A 19,766-nucleotide genomic window follows, 5' to 3' on the forward strand; every position below is an offset into this window, starting at 1 on the left:
CGCCCCGCGCTCTCTCCACTGCGGACCCTCGGCTCGAAACCCGGGGCGGAAGTGGAGCCGAGCTTCGGCGCCAGGGGGGGGGAGGCGCCGAAGCTCGGCTCTGGAAGAGTCCCGGCGCGGGGGGGGTGTGCGTCGGGACTCGGTTCTTGGGGGGCGGCTCGTGTCCGCCTGGTCGGGACTCTGAAGCGTGGGCCCGGAAGTCTTGTTCCCAGAGCCCAGCAGGTTGAAGCGGCCTTACATGGCCATGTCTGGTCGACTTGTGGCCAACGTGGCGTGGGCGCCCGTGCGCGAACCGGGCAAGCGGGGTCTCGCGCCCCCAGGACGAGTGAACCCGAACGGCCCACGCATCGCGCTCACCCGACTCGCCCCGTACGCGTGTCGCACCCTCGCACCGCTACGCCGCCGCGTCGAATCCGGTGTCGCGCGCCAGCTTCTTCAGCTCGAGCAGGGCGTGCTTCTCGATCTGGCGAATACGCTCGCGCGTCAGACCGTGCTCCTTGCCGACCTCCGTGAGCGTCCGCTCCCGGCCGTCCTCGATGCCGTACCGCATCTTGATGATGGAGGCGGTGCGCTGGTCGAGGTGGCCTATCAGGCCGTCCAGTTCCTCGCTGCGCAGCAGCGTGAGCACCGACTGCTCCGGGGACACGGCCGAGGTGTCCTCCAGCAGGTCACCGAACTGGGTCTCGCCCTCGTCGTCCACCGCCATGTTCAGCGAGACCGGGTCTCGGGCCCAGTCCAGGACGTCGCCCACGCGCTCCGGCGTCGAACCGAGCTCGGCGGCGATCTCCGTGTGCTCGGGCTCCCGCCCGTTCTCACGGTTGAACTCGCGCTGCACGCGACGGATCCGGCCCAACTCCTCGACCAGGTGGACGGGGAGACGGATCGTGCGCGACTGGTCGGCTATGGAACGGGTGATGGCCTGCCGGATCCACCAGGTGGCGTACGTCGAGAACTTGAAGCCCTTGCGGTAGTCGAACTTCTCGACCGCGCGCACCAGGCCGGCGTTCCCCTCCTGGATCAGGTCGAGCAGGGGCAGTCCGCTGCGCGGGTAACGGCGCGCCACGGCGACGACCAGCCGGAGGTTCGAGCGGATGAACACGTCCTTCGCGCGCTCGCCGTCGGCGACCAGCGCCTCCAGCTCCTCGCGAGAGGCGTCCGCCTTGGCCTCCGCCTCACCGTCGAGGATCTGCCGCGCGAACACACCCGCCTCGATGACCTGGGACAACTCGACTTCCTTGGCGGCGTCGAGCAGCGGTGTACGCGCGATCTCGTCGAGGTACATGCCGACCAGGTCGCGATCGGCGATTTCGCCGCCTCCGGCGCGAACACTGCGTGCCGCGTCGGCGGTCCCGCCGGTGGCGGACTTACGACGGGCGACGGCACGGGTTGCCATGCGTGCTCCCTTGCGATGGTGGGCTTGCGGGTGGACCTGGACATCGGGCTCACCCTCCCGGGTGCCCGGCATCTGATGGAAACAACGACTGGAATCCGGACAGAATTCCCAACCCGTACCTCGATTTTTCTGATCATGCAGTACCCTGTCGCACCACATGGGAGGGCGGATGTCGTCAGAACGTACAGATGTGCAGGTCAGGCCAGGGGTCGCAGCCGACCTCGGCGCCCTCACCGAGATCTACAACCACTACGTGCGTGAGACGCCCGTCACCTTCGACACCGCCGTCTTCACGCCCGACGAGCGACGCTCGTGGCTGCTCTCCCACCCTGAAGACGGACCGCACCGCCTGATGGTTGCCACGGACACGGACTCACAGGTGATTCTCGGGTACGCCACATCCAGCGCCTTTCGCGTGAAGCCCGCCTACTCGACCTCCGTCGAGGTCACCGTCTACGTCGCTCCGGACGCCACGGGCCGCGGTGTCGGCACGCTTCTCTACGAAGCTCTCTTCGCGGCGCTCGCCACCGAGGACCTGCACCGGGCCTACGCGGGCGTCGTTCCGCCCAACGAAGCGTCCGTGCGGCTGCACGAACGCTTCGGGTTCCACCATGTCGGCACCTACCGGGAGGTCGGCCGCAAGTTCGGCCGCTACTGGGACGTCGCCTGGTACGAGAAGGAACTCACCCTCTAGGAGTGCCGTCCGGTCGCCCCGGAGCAGGACCGCCCGGCACACGGCACTCAGCCGAACTGCACCGACCGCTTCGCCATTCCCAGCCAGAATCCGTCGATCACGGACCGCTGTCCGTCCAGTTCCCCGGCGGCGTCCGCCGCGCCCATGGTCACGAAGAGCGGGGCGAAGTGTTCCGTGCGCGGGTGGGCCAGGCGGCCCGCCGGGGACTTGCGCTCGAAGTCGAGCAGCGCGTCCACGTCACCGGCCTCCAACGCGCGGTGTCCCCAGTCGTCGAACTCGCTCGACCAGGTGGGGACCCCCCCGCCCGTGTGCCGCAGGGCCGCGAGATTGTGGGTGAAGAAGCCCGAGCCGACGATCAGCACGCCCTCGTCGCGCAGCGGCGCCAGCCTGCGGCCGATCTCGAACAGCCGGACCGGGTCGAGCGTCGGCATGGAGATCTGCAGCACCGGGATGTCGGCCTCGGGGAACATCTCCTTCAGGGGGACGTACGCGCCGTGGTCGAGTCCGCGGTCCGGGATGTCCTGCACCGGCGTACCGGGCGCGCGCAGCAGCTTCCGTACGGACTCGGCGAGCAGCGGGGCGCCGGGGGCGGTGTACGTCACCTGGTAGTAGTGCTCGGGGAATCCCCAGAAGTCGTACACGAGCGGGACCGTCTCGATCGCGCCGAGGGCGAGCGGGGCCTCCTCCCAGTGGGCGGACACCATGAGGATCGCCCTGGGGCGTGGCAGATCGGCCGACCAGGCGGCGAGCTGGCCGGGCCAGACCGGGTCGTCGGCGAGGGGCGGGGCGCCATGGCTGAGATAGAGGGCGGGCATGCGCTCCGGCGCGGGGCGCTCCTCGGTGGCGGCGGACATGGCGGCTCCCTCCAGAGGGTTCGATCGTACGGCTCGGCGCTTGACGCTTGAAGAAGTTGCTTAAAGTCTCAAGTTCTTTGCCGAGCCCAAGGCTACGCCCGGTTTGTTTAAGTTTCAAGGAGAGGCTCGTACAGTGGAGTACATGAACACGGCACCCGCTCCCGCTGAAGAGCCGCGCTGGCTCACCGACGAGGAACAGCGCATCTGGCGCGCGTACATGCACGCCACGACCCTCCTGGAGGACCATCTCGACCGTCAGCTCCAGCGCGACGCGGGCATGCCTCACATCTACTACGGCCTGCTGGTGCAGCTGGCCGAGGCACCGCGCCGCCGGCTGCGGATGACCGAGCTGGCCATGAACGCGAAGATCACCCGTTCCCGGCTCTCGCACGCGGTCGCGCGCCTGGAGAAGAGCGGCTGGGTACGGCGCGAGGACTGCCCGTCCGACAAGCGGGGGCAGTTCGCGGTCCTGACCGACGACGGCTACGACGTCCTGCGGCGTACGGCTCCGGGCCACGTGGCCGCCGTACGCCAAGCCCTGTTCGACCGGCTCGGCCCGGACCAGCAGAAGGCCTTCGGCGAGGCCATGCGGATCATCGCCGAGGGGCTCCAGCCGAAGGAAGCGGGCGCCGACCTGCCCTGGTTGCGCTAGGGCTCCCCCCGGCCAGGAAACCTGACCGCGCAGGAACCCCTAACCCCTCCGGCCGCGCACCACTCCCCCGACCGCCGGCGGCACGCCTCCCCGCCGGGTGGCTGTCGGCACACGCGCGTTCGTCCGCCGGGTCCGGACACGGGACTGCCCCGGCTCCGTCGCGTTCGGAGCCGGGGCAGTCCCTCGGAGTCGTACGGGCGAGGCGTCCCCACCCCCGCCCGTACGCGACGTGCGCGCCGTAGCCGAAGTACCCGGGGTGCCCAAGGGCCGTCAGTGGGCGATGACCGGCACCTTCAGCTCGTCCTCGGCGCCTTCGCCCGTGGTCGCACCGGAGACCGCGGTGGCGTCCGGGCGGCCGGTGTTGATGAGGGTGAAGGCGATTCCCGCGGCGACCACGAGGATGCCGACGGCGAACCAGATCGCGTTGCTGTAGCCGTGCACCATGCCCTCCGCCTGGACCAGCTGACGCTGCGACGCGGAGGTGGCGCCGCCGATGTGGTCCTTGATGTAGACGGTGGTCGCGGAGGCGGCGATCGTGTTCAGCAGGGCCGTACCGATCGCGCCGCCGACCTGCTGCGAGGTGTTGACCATCGCGGAGGCGACACCGGCGTCACGCGGCTCGATCCCGTGCGTGGCCAGCGACATGGCGGGCATGAACGCCGTGCCCATGCCGAGGCCGAGCAGCAGCATCGCCGGCATCACCAGGGAGACGTACGACGAACCGATCTCCAGCTGCGCCAGGAGCAGCATGCCGAGCGCGGCGACCAGGAACCCGGGGCCCATCAGCAGCCGCGGCGCGACCCGGGTCATCAGACGGGCACCGATCTGCGTGGAGCCCGTGATCATGCCCGCGATCATCGGCAGGAAGGCGAAGCCGGTCGAGATCGGCGAGTAGCCCTTCACGATCTGCAGGTAGTAGGTGAGGAAGAGGAAGGTGCCGAACATCGCGATGATCGCGAGACCGAGCGAGAGGTAGACGCCGCCGCGGTTGCGCTCGGTGATGACGCGCAGGGGCAGCAGCGGGGCCTTGACCTTGGACTCGGTGAAGACGAACGCGGCCAGCAGCAGGGCGGAGGCCACGAACAGGCCGACCGTCGTGGTGTCGCCCCAGCCGTCGGACTCGGCGCGGGTGAAGCCGTAGACGAGGGAGACCAGACCGAGGGTGGACAGAACGACGCCCGGGATGTCGAGCGGCGAACGGTTGCGCCCGCCCTTCGGCTCACGGATGACGAAGTACGCGCCCGCGGCCGCGACGATCGCGAACGGGATGTTGACGAAGAAGGTCCAGCGCCAGTTCATGTACTCGGTGAGGACACCGCCGAGGATGAAGCCGACGGCGCCACCGCCACCGGCGATCGCACCGTAGATGCCGAAGGCCTTGGCGCGCTCCTTGGCGTCGGTGAACATCACGGCCAGCAGCGAGAGCGCGGCGGGCGCCAGCAGCGCGCCGAACACACCCTGAAGAGCGCGGGCACCGAACATCATCGCGCCGCTCTGGGCCGCGCCGCCGAGCGCGGAGGCCAGGGCGAAGCCGACCAGGCCCACGACGAACGCCCGCTTGCGGCCCCACAGGTCGGCGATCCTGCCGCCGAAGAGGAGGAGACCGCCGAAGGCGAGGGCATAGGCCGTCACGACCCACTGCCGGTTGCCGTCCGTAATACCCAGGTCCTGCTGGGCGGAAGGCAGCGCGATGTTCACGATCGTCGCGTCCAGCACCACCATCAGCTGGGCCAGCGCGATGAAGACGAGCGCCCTCCAGCGGTTGCTGTGCGCGTCGGACGCTGGGTCCGGGACTGCTTTGGAGATTCCTGTTTCAGACATGGGGGTACCCACTCCGGGACTTCGTAGCGAAAAAGTCAGTGAAAAGGCGCGGCTCGTCGACGGTGACGGCCGGGAAGCGGCTCGGTACGACTCGCCCGAGTGACGAGTGCGCCGTGCGCGTTATGAGGACGAGTGACGAATACGAGTCATGGGGACGAGCGCTGAATACGAGTACGGGTCACGAGTTCTGACCGGCGCCGGGTGCCGGACTCATCGGCCCCCGGTCGACCGGCCGTCCCATCGGCCGGTCCGTCGGTCCGCCCACGATCACGGCGTCCGCGTATCGGTCACGCTCGTCGCAGTTCCTCCACGGTGGCGGCCACCCCGGGCAGTTCGGAGCGGGCCGGAGCCCGCATACCGTCCAGGAACAGCTGCAGATGACGGTGCACGAAACGGTCGATGCCCTGGCACGCGGTGCCGGGCAGCGGCCTGGTGAGCTGACTGACGGCGATCATCAGATCGCCCAACTCGATGTCGGGGCGCAGCTGTCCGGCCTCACGGGCGCGGGCCATCAGCTGCTGGATCAGGTCGGTGATCCGGTCGCGTGCGGCGACCAGGTCGGGATGGTTCTGGTCGAAGTTCTCGGAGAGCATCGGGCACAGGGCGCCGATCCGCTCGTCGGCGGCGAAGTGCACGAAGCCGCTCAGCGACTCGAAGGCGTCGCCACCCGCTTCCAGCGCCTCCTCGACCCACTCCGAGGTGCGGTCCATGACCGAGCAGACGACCTCGCGGGCGAGGGCGTCGCGGTCGGGGAAGTTGCGGTACAGCGTGGCGTTGCCGACACCTGCCCGGCGGGCGATCTCGTCGAACGGCACCTCGGCGCCGAACTCGACGAACATCTCGCGGGCGGCGGCGACGATCCGCTCCCGATTGCGCAGGGCGTCGGCGCGCGGCCGGGCCACTCGGCGCTGCACGGGGGTTGCGGTCTCCACGGCGTACTCCTCGAAGCGTTTCTGAGCCTGAGTGCGATCCGGGGATTCGCTCCCCGTTTCGCTCGGACGTATGGCTAAACGGGGAAACGATCCCCGGTTATTTCCCCGATCGGGAAAGGAGTATGTGACCTACGTCACACTCTTGCCGGATGGCTGTGGAATCATGCCGGAACTCGCCGGCCCCTTGGACCCCTGCCGCATCCCGCGGCAGCTCCGGCCCAGACCCACCGGCCTTTCCGGCCTCCCGTCCGGCCTTTCGTCCAGCCTCCCATCCGGCCTTCCGTCCGGCTTCCGCCCGGTCTCCAGCCTCGCCTCCCGTCCGCTCTCCCGGCCGGTCTCCCGCCTCGCCTGCCGGAGCCGCCGGAACCCCGCCGCGCCCTCCTCCCGGAAGCCGTTTCAGGTCCTTCCGGGGATAAACCCGATCGGGCCCATCCAGCGCGCGCCCGGCGCGTCGGCGACTCAGGGTGATCGAAAGGGTGCAGTCGGAGACCGGCGGCTGCCGTGGAGCGAAGGGCCCCCGCATGCAGCCGTCCACCCGCCGGATACGCCCGCGCCGTGTGGCCGCGCTCGCCACGGTGACCGTGCTGACGATGGCGGTCAGCACCGCCGCCGGCACCGGGCACCTGACGGCGGGCTCGGCCACGGCGGGCTCCAGCGCGCTGGCCCGCTCCACGGCGCTCGGTCCCTGCATGATCAACGGCCCGTCGGGCATCCAGATGGGCGAAGGCATTCCGACCGCGTCCGGTTACGCCCGCTCCACCGGTACCGTCCGGGCGCTGACCCTGATGGTCGACTTCTCCGACGCACCCGGCAAGGGCAGCGCCCGCGACCGCTACGGCGAGTTCTTCCCGAAGACGCAGGAATGGTTCCGCACCGCCTCCTACGGCCGCCTCGACTACCGGCCCGACGCCCCCGTCCGGCACTGGCTGCGGATGCCCAAGCCCTTCAAGGCGTACGGCATAGAACGCGGCGCGCCCTTCGACCCCGGGTACCGCGAACTGGTCCAGGACATCGTGGCCGCGGCCGATCCCGAGGTCGACTTCCGCTCGTTCGACATCATGAACGTGCTGGTCACACCCAATGCCGGGCCCTCCGCGCTGGACACCGTGCTGTCGGTGACCTTCGCCGGCAACACCGAGGCGCCGGTCGCCGACGGCGTCCCGGTCGCCAACGCGTCCTTCGTCTACAGCCGCCAGGACGACGGCTCCGGCTCCTACGCCGACACGGGCTACCGCGTACTGCCGCACGAGAACGGCCACACCTTCGGCCTGCCCGACCTCTACACCCAGGACGGCGGCGGCGCGGTCGGGCACTGGGACATCATGAGCGAGGACTGGGGGGCCGACAACGACCTCCTGGGCTGGCACAAGTGGAAGCTCGGCTGGCTCGACGCCTCCCAGGTGAGCTGCGCGGCAGCGTCCGGCACCACCGAGTACACGCTGACCCCGCTGGCCCGGCCCGGCGGCCCGAAGCTGGTCGTCATACCCACCAGCGCCCGGAGCGGGTTCGTCCTCGAACTGCGCACCCGCGCGGGCAACGACTCCGCGGTCTGCCATCCCGGCATCCTCGTCTACAAGGTCGACGCGGACGTGGACACCGGGAACGGGCCCGTCACGGTGTACGACTCCCACGGCGACAGCGGCGGCTGCACCCGTTCCCCCAACGTCCACGCCGAGCTCTCCGACGCGCCCTTCGCCCCCGGTGAGACCTTCAAGGACCGGAAGGCGGGGCTCACCGTCCGGGTCGCGGCGGCGGACGTCGCGGGGAAGTATCGGGTGTACGTGACGCGCCACTGACCGTCCCGTGGCCCGCCGGGCCGGCCGCCGGCCGACGGGACGGGCTGCCCGTCTGCCGGTCTGCCGGGCGCACGGGAGCCGGCAGCCAGATGAACAGGCGGACGGATGAACCTCGCGGAGGTGAGGGACAGGCGACGGGCGGGGGTGCGTACGGCGGATCGGTGCCCGTGCCGAGGAGCGGCCGACCTGCTTCGACGGCCGGGCAAGCATTACCGTGGCTCATCGGAGATCCAGCCACACAGTGACTCATCCGAGATCCGCCACACGGTGACTCACCCGAGACCCGCCACACGGTGACTCCTCTGAGAGCCGCAACGGAGAGCCCATGTCATCGAACGCCACGTCATCGAACGCAGGGCCGACCGCGGGGTCGGGCACAGGACCTGGCGCGGGGTCGGGGCCTGGGTCGGGCACAGCGCCTGGCACGAGGTCGGGCGCAGGGCCGGGGCCTCGCTCGGGGGCGGGCGCAGGACCTGGCACGGGGGCATCGACCACCGGAGTCGGGACGGGCGACCGGTCCGGGGCGTCCGTCTCCGGGACCTCGGCCGGGATCTCCGCCGGGGCCGAGGTGCCTGACGAGGCGGTCACGCCGCTCATCCGCGGGATCGCCGTACTGCGCCGGCTGACCGAGGCGGACGGGGCGTCCAGTCTGAGCGGACTCGAGCGGGCCACCGGGCTCGCGCGGTCCACTGTCGACCGGATCACGGCGACCCTCACGCGCATGGGATACGTACGCCTCGACGGCCGGGACGCCATACTCGCCCCACGTCTGATGGAACTGGGCAACGCCTATCTCGCCGCTCTCCGGCTTCCCCGCCTCCTGGACGCGTACGCGGACGCGCTCGCCGACGAACTCGACGAGTCGGTGTCCCTCGCCGTCGGCGACCAGGACGGCATCCGCTTCATCCATCAGGCGACCCGGCGCCGCGCGATGTCCCTGAGCTTCCGCATCGGCGACCTGCTGCCCGCCGAACGCACCGCGCCGGGAGCGCTGTTCGCCTCCGACTGGAGCGCGGAGGAGTGGACACGCTGGCGGGAGCGCCGCGCGACCGATCCGGAGGACCGCGGCTTTCCCGCCGTACCGGCACGGAGCAGACCGTACGGCGGGAGGACGGAAGCCACCGAGTTCCCGGCCGGCCAACTCCCCACTGTCGGAGACGACTTCGAGCAGCGGGCGGCCGAAGCACGCAGGACGGGCTGGGCGTTGGACGACCAGCTGATCGAGCCCGGGCTGGTCGCCGTCTCGATGCCCGTACGGGAGGCGGGGCGGATCGCCTGCGTGGTGAACGTGGTGAGCCACACGAGCCGGCACAGCGCCACCGACCTGCGGGACGCGCTGCTGCCACGGCTGCGGATGGCAGTGGCCGAGATGGAACGGGTGTTGACGCTGGAAGCGGAGCCGGCACCGGAGCGGAGGGCGCCCGATCGGAGGACGTCGGACCGGACGGCGTCGGAGCGGACGGCGTCGGAGTGGACGGTGGCAGAACGGGAGGCGTCGACGCAGGCGGCACCGGAGCAGGCGGCACCCGAGCAGAGTGCGCTCGCCGCGGAAGGACATGCGCGAGCCGACGCCGGGAACGCCACCACGCCCTCCGGGCTCGCCGACTGGACCGGCGCCTCCAAGCACGAACTGGGGCGGGAGTTCATCGAGTCACTGGCCCGCGGACTGACCGTGATCACCGCCTTCGGTGAGGGGCGCGCCGAACTGACCCTCACCGCGGTCGCCCAGGCGACCGGACTCGCCCGGGCGACCGCCCGCCGTGCCCTGATCACGCTGGAACACCTCGGATACGTCAGCTCGCACGACCGCTTCTTCCGGCTCACCCCGCGCGTCCTCAGCCTCGGCTTCCCGCCACTCTCGCGGACCTCGCTCCCCGAGATCGCGACCCCGCACATGACCGAACTCTCCCAGCGGCTGCACGACTCGGTGTCGCTCGCGGTGCTGACCGGCGACGAGATCCAGTACACCGGGCGGGTGTCGACCCGCCGCATCATGAGCGTGAACGTCACCGTCGGCACCCGGCTGCCCGCGTACGCCACCTCGCTGGGCCGCGTCATCCTGGCCGATCTGCCGGAGACCCACGCGACGGAGGGACTCGAGGACGGGCTCTCCGGAGAGCCCGTAGCCCCTTCCGTGCACCCTTCCCTGCATCCTTCCGGAGACTCTTCCGTCGGCCCGCGGGGCGGCCTTTCCGCCGCGCTGCCCGACCAGTTGAGCCAGTTGACCCCGCGGACCATCACGGACCCGGAGCGCTTCAGGGCCGAACTGGACCGGGTCCGGAAGGCCGGATACGCCATGGTCGAGGAGGAGTTGGAGCAGGGGCTGCGGTCCATCGCCGTCCCGGTGCGCGACCGCGGCGGACGCGTCGTGGCCGCGCTGAACGTCGCCATGCACAGCAGCCGCCGTACGGCCGAGGAGTGCGTCCGCGACGTACTGCCCGAACTCCACGCGACGGCGACCCGCATCGAGTCGGACCTGCACATCGCGGGCCGCTTCCGGCTGGTCCAGCTGACCTGAGACGGATGACCGGAGCCGCCGTCCCGCCCACCGACGTCCGGGCAACTCCCCTGCCTCTCAGGGGGATTACCGCAATGGCGTGAAGATGATCTGTACGACCCGGCCCCGTTGACAGACCCGAAAGCAGGTTCCTAGCGTCGCTGGCGGCAGGACAAACAGCGGCCGAACGACAAGGAGCGTCCGGGTGATCGCGTCGTGGTGAAGCAGGAGAGGTCCGAGCGAACCAGGCGCAACCTGATCCGAGCGGCCTCCACCGTGTTCGACCAGGCCGGTTACGAAGGCGCCACGCTCTCCGTGATCAGCGAACGCGCGCAGGTCACCAAGGGCGCCCTGTTCTTCCACTTCTCGGCCAAGTCCGATCTCGCCCGGGCCGTCCAGGCGGAGGCCTGCGTCACGTCGGGCGCCGCGCTGGTGGAGCTGACGCGGCGCGAGACCCCGGCCTTCGAGATCGCCACCGCCATGGCCCACACCCTCGTGGGCCTCCTCGAAACGGACCTGGTCGTCCGTGCGGGCGCACGCCTGACCCAGGAGATCAGAACCCCCGACGACCCCTCGCTCCACTGTCACCTCAACTGGCTCGGCGCGCTGCACGGGACCCTGCGCCGGGCAAGCCGCGACGGCTCGCTGCTGCCCGAGGTCGACGTGCGCGCGGCTGCCGCCCTGATGCTGTCCATGATCACCGGCACCACGGCCCTCCCCCGCGTCCCCGCCAACACCCCACGGCCCTTCCAGCCCCCACGCGCCTCCCACTCCCACTCCCACTCCCCGCGCGAAACGGGAGACCAGTGGCTGACCCGCATGCTCCACCTGACCCGACCGGCCCTCTCAAGCCTTCCGGCCAGATGACCAAGCCCCGACGCCCACCCCTCGCCCCTCGCCCTTCGACCTTCGCCCCTCGCCCTTCGCCCCTCGCCGTTCGCCCCTCGACCTGTGCGCCTCGGCCTTCGCCCGTCGACCACCCGCCCAGCCCCGCCCCACCTGCGCAGACGGGAACTTTCCCAGCCTCCATCCCGCATCCGCTACGCTAGCTACCGGATCGCACACGATCCGCACGCCTTCGTAGCTCAGGGGATAGAGCACCGCTCTCCTAAAGCGGGTGTCGCAGGTTCGAATCCTGCCGGGGGCACAGCACAAAGGGCCAGCTCAGGAGGGTTTCCTCCCAGGCTGGCCCTGTGCCGTTTCCGATGCCGTGCCACTCGCGCGCCACAACGACCTGACCGTGCCACCGCCCTATGGCACTACCCCCGTCGTGCCTAGCATGCGGAGGTGGACGACATACAGGTTCCCGACTCCCTTGTGGCCCTGCAAACCGCTGCCTACGCAGCTCGCGTGTCTATGGCTGGTCATGTCCGAGCGAACGGGCCGGTCCGCGACTGGACCGACGGGACGCGGGCCGAGGCAGCCCAGCTTCAGCAGACTCTCGAGTCGGCAGAGACCGCCCTTCGGGAAGCCTTCGAAGCGAGCGACTTGCTGCGCGTACACAGCAGACACGCCCTGCGCCGATCCCTCAGGAGAGCAGCGGCCCCTCCTGCTCCCCGTCCCTAAAAGCGCGTCTCCCTTCCATCTCCCGGATCATCGAGCCGAGCCGATCGGCAATCTCGCGGTCGCGACCGCTCACCACGTGTTGATAGATCAGCGCCGCACGCGGTGTGCTGTGGCCCATCCTGGTCATCAGCTCCCGAAGGCTCGCGCCGGACGCTGCGAGCGTGTTGCCGGTGTGCCGAAGATCGTGGAAGTGCACGTCTGCCGTGACGCCTGCCTTCGTCCGCGCCCTGATCCAGTCATCCCGGAAGTTGCTCCTGCGGAGCTGGCCGCCCTGGAGGCCCAGAAAGACGTGACCGTCACGCCCCGCCACCGCGAAGCCGTCGAGGTGCGCTTTCACATCCGGCAGAAGCTCAGTCGGGAAGGCCACAGGCCGGGCCCCGGCGTCGGACTTCGGCGCCTTGTCGAAGAGAGCTCCCGTCTGCATCTCAGCTTGCGAGCGGCGGACCATGAGCGCGGCGTTCTCGGGGTCGACATCGCGCCGGCGGAGCGAGGCCAGCTCCCCGAAGCGCAGTCCGGTGAACGCAGCCAGGAGGACCAGCAACCGATCCCGCGGGGCCATCGAGTCGGCCATGGCGTACACCTCTGCCACGGTGAGGACGGGCCGCTCCGGCACGTCGTAACGGTCGGCGCCCTTGATCCGGCAGGGGTTGCGGCGGATCAGCTCGTCATCGACGGCCGTGTTCAGAATCGCCCGCATGACCTGGTAAGCCTTGACCACAGTCGGCTCACCGGTCCGCGCGAGACCCGCCGTGCGCCAGGCCCGCACCTGCGCCGTGGTGATCGAGGCCAACGGACGCTCACCGAAGGTGGGCAGCAGGTGCAGCCGGATCACTGACTCGTGCCGCTCCCGCGAACGGGCAGCGAGCTTCGGATCATTGAGCCACCCCGTGGCGTACTCGCCAAACTGGACCTTGCCTGCGTCGGGATCAGCCTACTGACCACGGGTGATGTCCGCCTCGATGTGCGCCAGCACGACCTCCGCGCGGGCTTGGTCGCGTACGTCTCCTCTGCTGTGCGGAGCTGCCCCGTGGCGGGATCGCGGTAACGCGCCTGCCAACGACCTGACTTGAGCTGGCGAACAGAACCGAAGCGGCGACGCCTGCCCTGATTGTTCGCCATCAGGCCACCCTCCGAAGCACGCCAGGCCGAACGGTCACCGGCTGAACGGTGTGCTCAGTGATGTAGGCCGACACCGCGCTCTCAGGGATGCGGACGTGCCGACCAACGCGGACGAACGTGATCCGACGCTCCTCGACCAAACGCCTAGGGAACCGGACCCCGGTGCCGAGGAGTTCGGCGACCTCCTGCACGGTCAGTAAACGGTCGGCCATCACCACTCCCCCTCTGTCTCGTGATCTGGCATGTCGGCGAGTGCTTCGCGTGCGGTCTCTCGGTTCAGGCGGATCTCCCTCGCGATCGATTCGGCCGGCCAGGACTCTCCCGGCGTGTGACCCTGTCCGGCGTAGGTCCAGTGGGCGAGCACGAGCGTGGAGCCCTCCGAGTCGTCGAAGTCCTCGGAGAGCCCGCGTTCGCGGCGTTCCTGCCGGGCTCGGTAGTCGGCCCGCACCTGACGCAGCGCGCCCAGGGTGGTCGAGTAGCGGCGGGACTTCGTGGAGAAGTGCCCGCGGAAGCCGAGCATGTGAGCCCAGCGCGCCAGCATCCGTTCCGGGTGGGCGTCGTCCAGGTCCCAGCAGGCTTCGATCAGGCGCCGGGTGTGGTCGGGCAGCGGCAGCTGGGTCGAGCTCTGACAGCTCCCCGATCCGGTGATCCACGGTGCCGGAGCAGGTGCGCGACGGCTGGAGCTGAGCCGGATCAGGCGGGCCGTGGTGGGCGGGATCGATGGGGGCTGGGGCAGTCGCTCCGAGACTTTAAGGTCTGCTGACCTGCGGGGCCCCTCCGAGAACAAGAAAGGGGGCCGAGTGCCTTCTTCGCACGGTGAGGATCAATGACCCTCGCCATTGGATCAAGCTTAAAGGCCCCCTTTCATGCTCTCGCCCCACAGATCACCAGACCTCAAACTCTCTCCCCCGACCGCGCGGGCCCCGACCAGGCTGCATTGGGTCCCCGAAGGGCGCCGAGTCCCTGGTGGGGCGAGAGAAGGCCACGTGTGCCCCTTGCGCGCCCGATCGAACAGTGACCGGCGGGGAACATCGGCGAGCATCCCGGCAACGCGCAGGTCAGCGTCTCACCAGGTCAGGCCGCATCCGCATACGCGATCTTCCAAAGTGTGACACCGCCGCTTCGGAATTCGCTGTACCGAGCAAGAGCGGGATACAAGAAGGTGCAAATGGCAGATTTACTCTTTCTATTACTTTTATTACTGTTCCTCATTGCGCTCGACCGGAAAAGTGAAGGCAAACCGGGCTTTTTTCATATCTGCCTGATCTTTCTGGCGCTCTATCTGGGGACTTCTGTCCTCAATATGATCATTAACTAAGCGCACCACTGTGTGCCCGGGATAGCGCCTTTTGTCCGCGCTCAACAGGCATGCTGGGCGAGAACGGTGGTGCCACTTCCGTGCCAGAACGAGCGGGGAACCACGGGGAATCGGGGTGCGGAGAGGGGCACACGGCAAGACCCCGCCCAGGGCGGGGAAGCAGCAGGTCAGACCCGTGATCGCCCCACCTCGCTCCTAAAGCGGGTGTCGCAGGTTCGAATCCTGCCGGGGGCACCAGTTCAGAAGGGGACCACCTCCCAAAATTGGGAAGTGGTCCCCTTCTGACTTCCAGATCTGACATCAACGGATCTCCATCACGACCCGGGGTGTGACTCCGGCCGCCGTGAGCAGGGTGGCGGGGCCGTGCCGAGCGTCTTGCAGCCGGATCACGCGAAGGCCGGCGGAATCGGCGACTCGGGTGAAGGAGCGATGGACGTTCCGCGGCTCGACCTGGCGGGCGGTGCGGGCGGTGCGGGCGGTGCGGGCGGTGCGCCGAGGGTGGTGGAGCAGCGGCGGGACTTGAGGGAGAAATGGCCGCGGAAGCCGAGCATGTGGGCCCAGGCCCAGAGCCGGAGATCTTCCAACTCCTTGCGGGCACCGAGCGTCCAGGCGGTGCGGACCAGCCGGCGGGCCCCGTGAGCAGCACCTGCAGCGAGATCCCGTCCATGAGCGCGACCAGGGCCCGTGCCGTGACGGGATCGATGCGCTTCGACCGCCCGCTCAAGTTCCTCGCCGAACTGGCCCAGCTCGACATCAGCGACCACGGCGGGGTGTACGACGACGGGTACGCACGGGAGATGCCGGCGCGGCTGATCCCGTAGGGTCGCGCCCGCTCCCTGAGAAATCCTGTGCGGCCGTGAACTCTTCGCGGGGCAGCGGGGAACAACGGGTGACACGCTCGACCCCACCCGCTGACGGAGGACCCGTGACCGGACCACCGGCGCTCGACCCCGGTGACGAGCGCGACGGCCATGTCATCGCGCAGTCCCTGGAACATCCGGAGCTGTTCGCCCGGCTCTACGACCGGTACGCACCCGACATCCACCGGTACGCGGCCCGGCGCCTCGGCGACCACGCGGCGGACGACATCACGGCCGACACGTTCCTGACCGCGTTCCGGGTGCGTGCCCGCTACGACGCCTCGCGGGCCAGTGCCCGGCCCTGGCTGTACGGGATCGCCGCGCACCTCATCGGCAAGCAGCGCCGGAAGGAAGTACGCGGTCTGCGGGCGCTGGCCAGGACCGGCCAGGACCCCGTCGCGGCCGGCTGGGTCGAGGACACCGCGGACCTGGTCGCCGACCGCGCCCCGCTCGCGGACGCGCTCGCCGCGCTGTCCGCCGCCGACCGGCATGTGCTGCTGCTCGTGGCCTGGGCCGACCTGACCTACCAGGAGGTCGCCGAGGCGCTCGGCATACCCGTCGGGACCGTGCGGTCCCGGCTCAACCGGGCCCGCCGCAAGGTACGGGCCGCGCTGGGTGCCGACCCGGCGTTTCTGGGCGAAGTGGCGGAGGTGGTCCGGCTGTGAACGTGGACGAGATGAAGGACGTACGCGAGTTCCGGGCCGGGGCGCCGAAGCCCGACCGGGCACGGCTCGCCGAGGGGCGGGACCGGCTGAGCAGCGCCGCGGGGCGTGGCAGGGGACGCAGGCTGCGGGCCGACTGGCGGTTCGCAGCGGTCGGGGCCGCCGCCGCGCTCACCGCGGTGGCCGTGCTGGCCTCCGGCCTTGGAGGGGGCGGCCACAGTGGTGCGGAGCGCACGGTGCCGGCGACGCGGACGGTGCCGGGTTCGGTGAAGGAGGTGCTGGAGCGGGCCGCCTCCACGCTGGAGCGGGCCGATCCGCCGCCCACGCCGCACGCGGGCCAGTGGGTCTACGAGAAGAAGCTCTCGACCACTCCCGGAATGTGGCCCAAGAGCAAGGCCGCCCAGCCCGAGCCGGAGCCCCAGGAGCACTGGGTGCGGTACGCGGACCCGCGCTTCGAGAACGGCAAGGAGGGCGACGACCGCTCCATGCGCGAACGGCTCCGCTTCCTCGACGAACTGCCGGACGACCCGGCCGCCGTGCTGAAGAAGGTCCGCGCCTACTACCCGTCCGGGAAGGGCAGCCCCGAGTCCGAGGGGGAGCAGGACATGAGTGCGCTGCGTGTGCTGTTCAAGTCCCAGCCCATCCCGCCGCAGGCGCTCGCCAAGCTGTACCGCGCACTGGCCGCGGTCCCCGGCGTCGAGGTCACCGACCATCTCGTACGGGACCTCGCGGGCCGGGACGTCCTCGCGGTCGGGCACGACGTGAAGGGGCAGAAGGTCCGCCGCGAGATCCTGATCGACCCGCACACATACCAGTACCTCGGTGACCGATGGATCGTCGTCAAGGACTACAAGGATTCGTTCCCGGGCGCCGACGACACCCCCGACCGGCCCTGGAAGGCGGGCGACCTCATGTTCCAGAACGCGCTCCTGGCCACGGGAATCGTCGACCACAAGGGCGACCGCCCCTGACATCCGGCGGGGGCGCCGAAGCCTCTCCGCCTCGCGGGAGGCGGGGATTGTCTGATGCCCCATTGTGATGCGCGGGTGTACAACCCCGTGCGGATGCCGGCTGTCTGCAAGGCGCTGGAGGGATGTGCCTTCGGTGCCTTTCCGTGACGAGATTGGGGATCAAGTGGGGAAGCGGGTCTGGAGAGTCGTCGTGGCCGGTGGTGCGGCGGCGGTGTTCACGGCCGTGGCCGCGGCGCCGGCCGGGGCGGCCGAGGGTGGGGTCTCGTTCACCCGTGTCCAGGTGAACGGCGGCAAGCCGATTGTGATCGGGGTGTCGAAGGAGGTCGCGGCACCCGCCTCCTTCCGGATGGCGACCACTCACCAGTGGAAGTGGCCGGCGGTGTTCCTGTACCGCGGTGGTGCGGGCGATCGGCTGTGGCACGCCGTCGAGACGAGCGACTGCAACAAGGTGAGCTCGGGCGTCTGCGACTTCAACGAGACGATGTACTTCGACCCGAGCGTGTGGGACATGCGCAACAGCGAGGCCGGGGCCTGGAAGGTCGGGGCCGAGGTGTACTTCGAGGGCGGCGGCGGTGACACCGACGACGAGGGGCTGACCGTCCACGTCCAGCGCAACTCCCGCCTGACCGTCAACGCCTCGCCCGAACCGGTGTCCAAGGACACGACCATCACCGTGACCGGAAAGGTCACGCGGGCCAACTGGGAGACCAGGAAGTACGCCTCCTACGAAGGCCGCCTGGTGAGCCTGCAGTTCAAGCCTGCCGGCACCGCCTCCTACACCACGGTGAAGAAGGTGTACGCGAACGGCTCGGGCGATCTCAGGACGACCGTGAAGGCCTCCAAGACGGGTACGTGGCGCTGGGTGTACTACGGCAACACCACCACCGGGCCGTCGACGTCGTCCGGGGACAACGTCGTGGTGAAGTGATGTCCACGGTGCCGGCGGGCTGGTGGGGCCCGAGCCGGCGGTAACGGCTGCGACGGTAAGGCGTCGGGTCCGCCACGATCGCGGCCGACCCGACGCCTTGCGCCGGCCGACCGCGAGCGGCCGTGCACGGGCCTCAGTGCAACGTGAGCCAGCGCGCCGTGCGGACCATGAGGCCGGTCACCGCTCTGGTGGGCAGGGCCGGATCTCGATGAGGCGACGACGACCACGGTCTTCAAGACCGTCGCCAATGGTCTTCAAGACCGTCGCCAATGAAGCGGGAGGAGCCGCTGGTAGGCGGGTATGGCCACAGCAGCGGCGACGAAGTGCATGACCACCAGGGCGATGACAGCGCCCCAACTGGTGCCGGACTGGCTGTCGGAGCTTCTCCCGCATCGGGGGCGGCCCGGTGCGCGGTCCGTTCGGGCCGGCCGGGGACCGCTTGCCGCGCACGGTCCCCGGCCGGGGCTCACACGGTGAGGTGCTGCTTGGTGCCGGAGCCGTCGGCAGTCGCGTCGGGGGTGCCGTGCTGCTCTTCTTCGGGGCGGCCCTTCTTGGGAAGCAGGAAGGTGATCGCGAGGAAGACCACCAGCAGGCACGCCTGGACGATCAGCGCGCGGTGGAAGCCGCCGGTGAAGTCACCGGTCTTGGCCTGGGCGAAGAACACCGAGCCGAAGACCGCGACGCCGATGGAACCGCCGACCGCCTGGACCGCCGACAGGACACCGGAGGCGGATCCGATGTCGTCGTCGTCGACCGCGGCCAGGATGAAGCTGAACAGGGCGGCGATCACCATGCCGGCGCCGATGCCCGCCACTGTCACGCCGGGAACGATGTCCCAGATCGAGAACGGGGCGGCGTCGAGGCCGTCGAGCTCGAACCACAGCACGGCCGCGCCGGCCAGCTGGACCAGCGGTCCGATCTGCAGCACCTTGCGGCCGATCTTGTCCGCGAGGAACGCGCCGCTGACCGCGCCACCGATCGCGGTTCCCACCGCGAGGGGCAGGTTGCCCAGTCCCGCCTCACCGGCGGTGAAGTGCCGGCCGATCTGGAGGAACAGGGTCAGCACGAGCTGGGTGCCGATGAGCCCGCCGAAGAACAGGGCGATGCCGCCGAGCCCGACGGTGAAGGCCGGCTTGCGCAGCAGGCCCGGGGTCACCAGCGGCTCGCGGCCCGCGGCGGCTGTACGGCGCTGCTGAAGGGCTCAGCCGGCGCTTCGCCGCCTGGCTGGGCCTGCACTCCACGGATGCGACCGCGGTCCTGGAGATCGCCGCCGCCGAGGAGCGTGGCACTCCCCTGTCACCGGCGCGGCTGAGCGAGCGGATCTCCCTGTCCACGGGCGCCACCACCGCGCTCCTGAACCGTCTCGAAGCGGCGGGGCACATCACCCGTGCCCGCGAGCACTCCGACCGGCGCATCGTCACGCTGCGCAGCGGCGGGCACATCCAGGAACGGGCGGACGAGTTCTTCGGCCCGCTCGCCCACCGCCTCGACGCCGCGATGTCGCACTACCCGCCCCAGTTCCTGGAACAGTTCGAAGCGTTCATGGCCGCCCTGAACACCACCATGGACAGCCACCTCACGGAACAGGACGCGGTGACACCACGCCCCCTCCGCACCCCTGATGGACGAACTCCCTGACCGGCTTGCTCCCCGCCGCAGCCGGCTTCCGCTCCGCTCATCCTCTTCGCCCGCGTCCCGCCCCA

General features: G+C 69.9%; 15 protein-coding genes, 1 tRNA gene and 6 pseudogenes. 10 read left to right on the top strand and 12 right to left on the bottom strand.

Features of this window, described 5'->3' with window-relative positions; all coding sequences use genetic code 11:
- Positions 1–394 precede the first annotated feature (394 nt).
- Positions 395–1,393, bottom strand: a complete 999-nt coding sequence (locus OG788_RS20440; RefSeq protein ID WP_266759732.1) for an RNA polymerase sigma factor RpoD/SigA — start codon at positions 1,391–1,393, stop codon at positions 395–397.
- A gap of 169 nt (positions 1,394–1,562) precedes the next feature.
- Here OG788_RS20440 and OG788_RS20445 point away from each other — a divergent pair, with 169 nt between their 5' ends.
- Positions 1,563–2,087 (top strand): GNAT family N-acetyltransferase, encoded by a 525-nt coding sequence (locus tag OG788_RS20445; RefSeq protein ID WP_406372570.1) that lies wholly within the window; start codon positions 1,563–1,565, stop codon positions 2,085–2,087.
- 47 nt (positions 2,088–2,134) lie between these two features.
- On the opposite strand, the gene OG788_RS20450 is transcribed toward OG788_RS20445, so the two are convergent.
- Positions 2,135–2,941 (bottom strand): dioxygenase, encoded by an 807-nt coding sequence (locus tag OG788_RS20450; RefSeq protein WP_406372572.1) that lies wholly within the window; start codon positions 2,939–2,941, stop codon positions 2,135–2,137.
- Positions 2,942–3,083: 142 nt separating this feature from the next.
- On the opposite strand from OG788_RS20450, the gene OG788_RS20455 reads away from it, so the two are divergent.
- The gene (locus tag OG788_RS20455; protein WP_266759738.1) at positions 3,084–3,593 is read left to right on the top strand and encodes a MarR family winged helix-turn-helix transcriptional regulator; all 510 of its coding nucleotides are present in this window, start codon (positions 3,084–3,086) and stop codon (positions 3,591–3,593) included.
- A gap of 270 nt (positions 3,594–3,863) precedes the next feature.
- Here OG788_RS20455 and OG788_RS20460 read toward each other — a convergent pair whose 3' ends face one another.
- Positions 3,864–5,414, bottom strand: a complete 1,551-nt coding sequence (locus OG788_RS20460) for an MFS transporter (protein ID WP_406372573.1) — start codon at positions 5,412–5,414, stop codon at positions 3,864–3,866.
- 287 nt (positions 5,415–5,701) lie between these two features.
- Positions 5,702–6,346: a helix-turn-helix domain-containing protein gene (locus tag OG788_RS20465; protein ID WP_351549203.1), complete on the bottom strand. Its 645-nt coding sequence runs from the start codon at positions 6,344–6,346 to the stop codon at positions 5,702–5,704.
- 521 nt (positions 6,347–6,867) lie between these two features.
- Here OG788_RS20465 and OG788_RS20470 point away from each other — a divergent pair.
- The 4 genes from OG788_RS20470 (at position 6,868) to OG788_RS20485 (ending at position 11,786) form a co-directional block, all read left to right on the top strand.
- Entirely contained in the window at positions 6,868–8,142 is a 1,275-nt protein-coding gene (locus OG788_RS20470) for a M6 family metalloprotease domain-containing protein (RefSeq protein WP_406372576.1), read from the top strand.
- Between the two features lie 568 nt (positions 8,143–8,710).
- Complete coding sequence (locus OG788_RS20475) at positions 8,711–10,660, top strand: IclR family transcriptional regulator C-terminal domain-containing protein (RefSeq protein WP_406372577.1); 1,950 nt, start codon at positions 8,711–8,713, stop codon at positions 10,658–10,660.
- Positions 10,661–10,855: 195 nt separating this feature from the next.
- A complete protein-coding gene (locus OG788_RS20480) occupies positions 10,856–11,506 on the top strand; it encodes a ScbR family autoregulator-binding transcription factor (protein ID WP_406372579.1) in 651 nt (216 codons plus the stop codon).
- Positions 11,507–11,713: 207 nt separating this feature from the next.
- Positions 11,714–11,786, top strand: a tRNA-Arg gene (locus tag OG788_RS20485).
- 381 nt (positions 11,787–12,167) lie between these two features.
- Here the strand turns inward: OG788_RS20485 and OG788_RS20490 are convergent.
- From OG788_RS20490 to OG788_RS20520, 7 genes and pseudogenes are all read right to left on the bottom strand, one after another.
- Complete coding sequence (locus OG788_RS20490; protein WP_406376801.1) at positions 12,168–12,902, bottom strand: tyrosine-type recombinase/integrase; 735 nt, start codon at positions 12,900–12,902, stop codon at positions 12,168–12,170.
- Positions 12,903–13,049: pseudogene (locus tag OG788_RS20495) on the bottom strand (site-specific integrase); the annotation flags it as partial.
- A gap of 274 nt (positions 13,050–13,323) precedes the next feature.
- Positions 13,324–13,536, bottom strand: a complete 213-nt coding sequence (locus tag OG788_RS20500) for a helix-turn-helix domain-containing protein (RefSeq protein WP_406372581.1) — start codon at positions 13,534–13,536, stop codon at positions 13,324–13,326.
- A pseudogene (locus OG788_RS20505) lies at positions 13,536–13,986 on the bottom strand (replication initiator); the annotation flags it as partial. The pseudogene OG788_RS20505 and the gene OG788_RS20500, both read right to left, overlap by 1 nt.
- Positions 13,987–14,948: 962 nt before the next feature.
- A pseudogene (locus OG788_RS20510) lies at positions 14,949–15,113 on the bottom strand (site-specific integrase); the annotation flags it as partial.
- A 17-nt stretch (positions 15,114–15,130) separates the two neighbouring features.
- Positions 15,131–15,280, bottom strand: a pseudogene (locus OG788_RS20515) (replication initiator); the annotation flags it as partial.
- Positions 15,274–15,354, bottom strand: a pseudogene (locus OG788_RS20520) (TetR family transcriptional regulator); the annotation flags it as partial. The pseudogenes OG788_RS20515 and OG788_RS20520, both read right to left, overlap by 7 nt.
- A 213-nt stretch (positions 15,355–15,567) precedes the next feature.
- Here OG788_RS20520 and OG788_RS20525 point away from each other — a divergent pair.
- The 3 genes from OG788_RS20525 (at position 15,568) to OG788_RS20535 (ending at position 18,063) form a co-directional block, all read left to right on the top strand.
- Positions 15,568–16,167 carry an RNA polymerase sigma factor gene (locus OG788_RS20525; protein ID WP_406372582.1) on the top strand — a complete coding sequence of 200 codons (600 nt, stop codon included), beginning with the start codon at positions 15,568–15,570 and terminating at the stop codon, positions 16,165–16,167.
- Positions 16,164–17,135 (top strand): CU044_5270 family protein, encoded by a 972-nt coding sequence (locus OG788_RS20530; RefSeq protein WP_406372583.1) that lies wholly within the window; start codon positions 16,164–16,166, stop codon positions 17,133–17,135. The genes OG788_RS20525 and OG788_RS20530 overlap by 4 nt, the downstream gene beginning before the upstream one ends.
- A 163-nt stretch (positions 17,136–17,298) precedes the next feature.
- Positions 17,299–18,063: a hypothetical protein gene (locus OG788_RS20535; RefSeq protein WP_406372585.1), complete on the top strand. Its 765-nt coding sequence runs from the start codon at positions 17,299–17,301 to the stop codon at positions 18,061–18,063.
- 466 nt (positions 18,064–18,529) lie between these two features.
- On the opposite strand, the pseudogene OG788_RS20540 reads toward OG788_RS20535, so the two are convergent.
- Positions 18,530–19,264, bottom strand: a pseudogene (locus OG788_RS20540) (MFS transporter); the annotation flags it as partial.
- Between OG788_RS20540 and OG788_RS20545 the strand changes: the two are divergent.
- A complete protein-coding gene (locus tag OG788_RS20545) occupies positions 19,243–19,701 on the top strand; it encodes a MarR family winged helix-turn-helix transcriptional regulator (RefSeq protein ID WP_406376802.1) in 459 nt (152 codons plus the stop codon). The pseudogene OG788_RS20540 and the gene OG788_RS20545 sit on opposite strands and share 22 nt — an antisense overlap.
- Positions 19,702–19,766 lie beyond the last annotated feature (65 nt).

Origin of the sequence: Streptomyces sp. NBC_00647, from assembly GCF_045207245.1 — a bacterium.
In the GTDB taxonomy this organism is placed as follows: Bacteria; Actinomycetota; Actinomycetes; order Streptomycetales; family Streptomycetaceae; genus Streptomyces.

Excerpts from the sequence above, each read along its gene's own strand:
- OG788_RS20440 (WP_266759732.1), bottom strand. The coding sequence starts at position 1,393 with ATGGCAACCCGTGCCGTCGCCCGTCGTAAGTCCGCCACCGGCGGGACC.
- OG788_RS20445 (WP_406372570.1), top strand. The coding sequence starts at position 1,563 with ATGTCGTCAGAACGTACAGATGTGCAGGTCAGGCCAGGGGTCGCAGCC.
- OG788_RS20450 (WP_406372572.1), bottom strand. The coding sequence starts at position 2,941 with ATGTCCGCCGCCACCGAGGAGCGCCCCGCGCCGGAGCGCATGCCCGCC.
- OG788_RS20455 (WP_266759738.1), top strand. The coding sequence starts at position 3,084 with ATGAACACGGCACCCGCTCCCGCTGAAGAGCCGCGCTGGCTCACCGAC.
- OG788_RS20460 (WP_406372573.1), bottom strand. The coding sequence starts at position 5,414 with ATGTCTGAAACAGGAATCTCCAAAGCAGTCCCGGACCCAGCGTCCGAC.
- OG788_RS20470 (WP_406372576.1), top strand. The coding sequence starts at position 6,868 with ATGCAGCCGTCCACCCGCCGGATACGCCCGCGCCGTGTGGCCGCGCTC.
- OG788_RS20490 (WP_406376801.1), bottom strand. The coding sequence starts at position 12,902 with ATGCGGGCGATTCTGAACACGGCCGTCGATGACGAGCTGATCCGCCGC.
- OG788_RS20500 (WP_406372581.1), bottom strand. The coding sequence starts at position 13,536 with ATGGCCGACCGTTTACTGACCGTGCAGGAGGTCGCCGAACTCCTCGGC.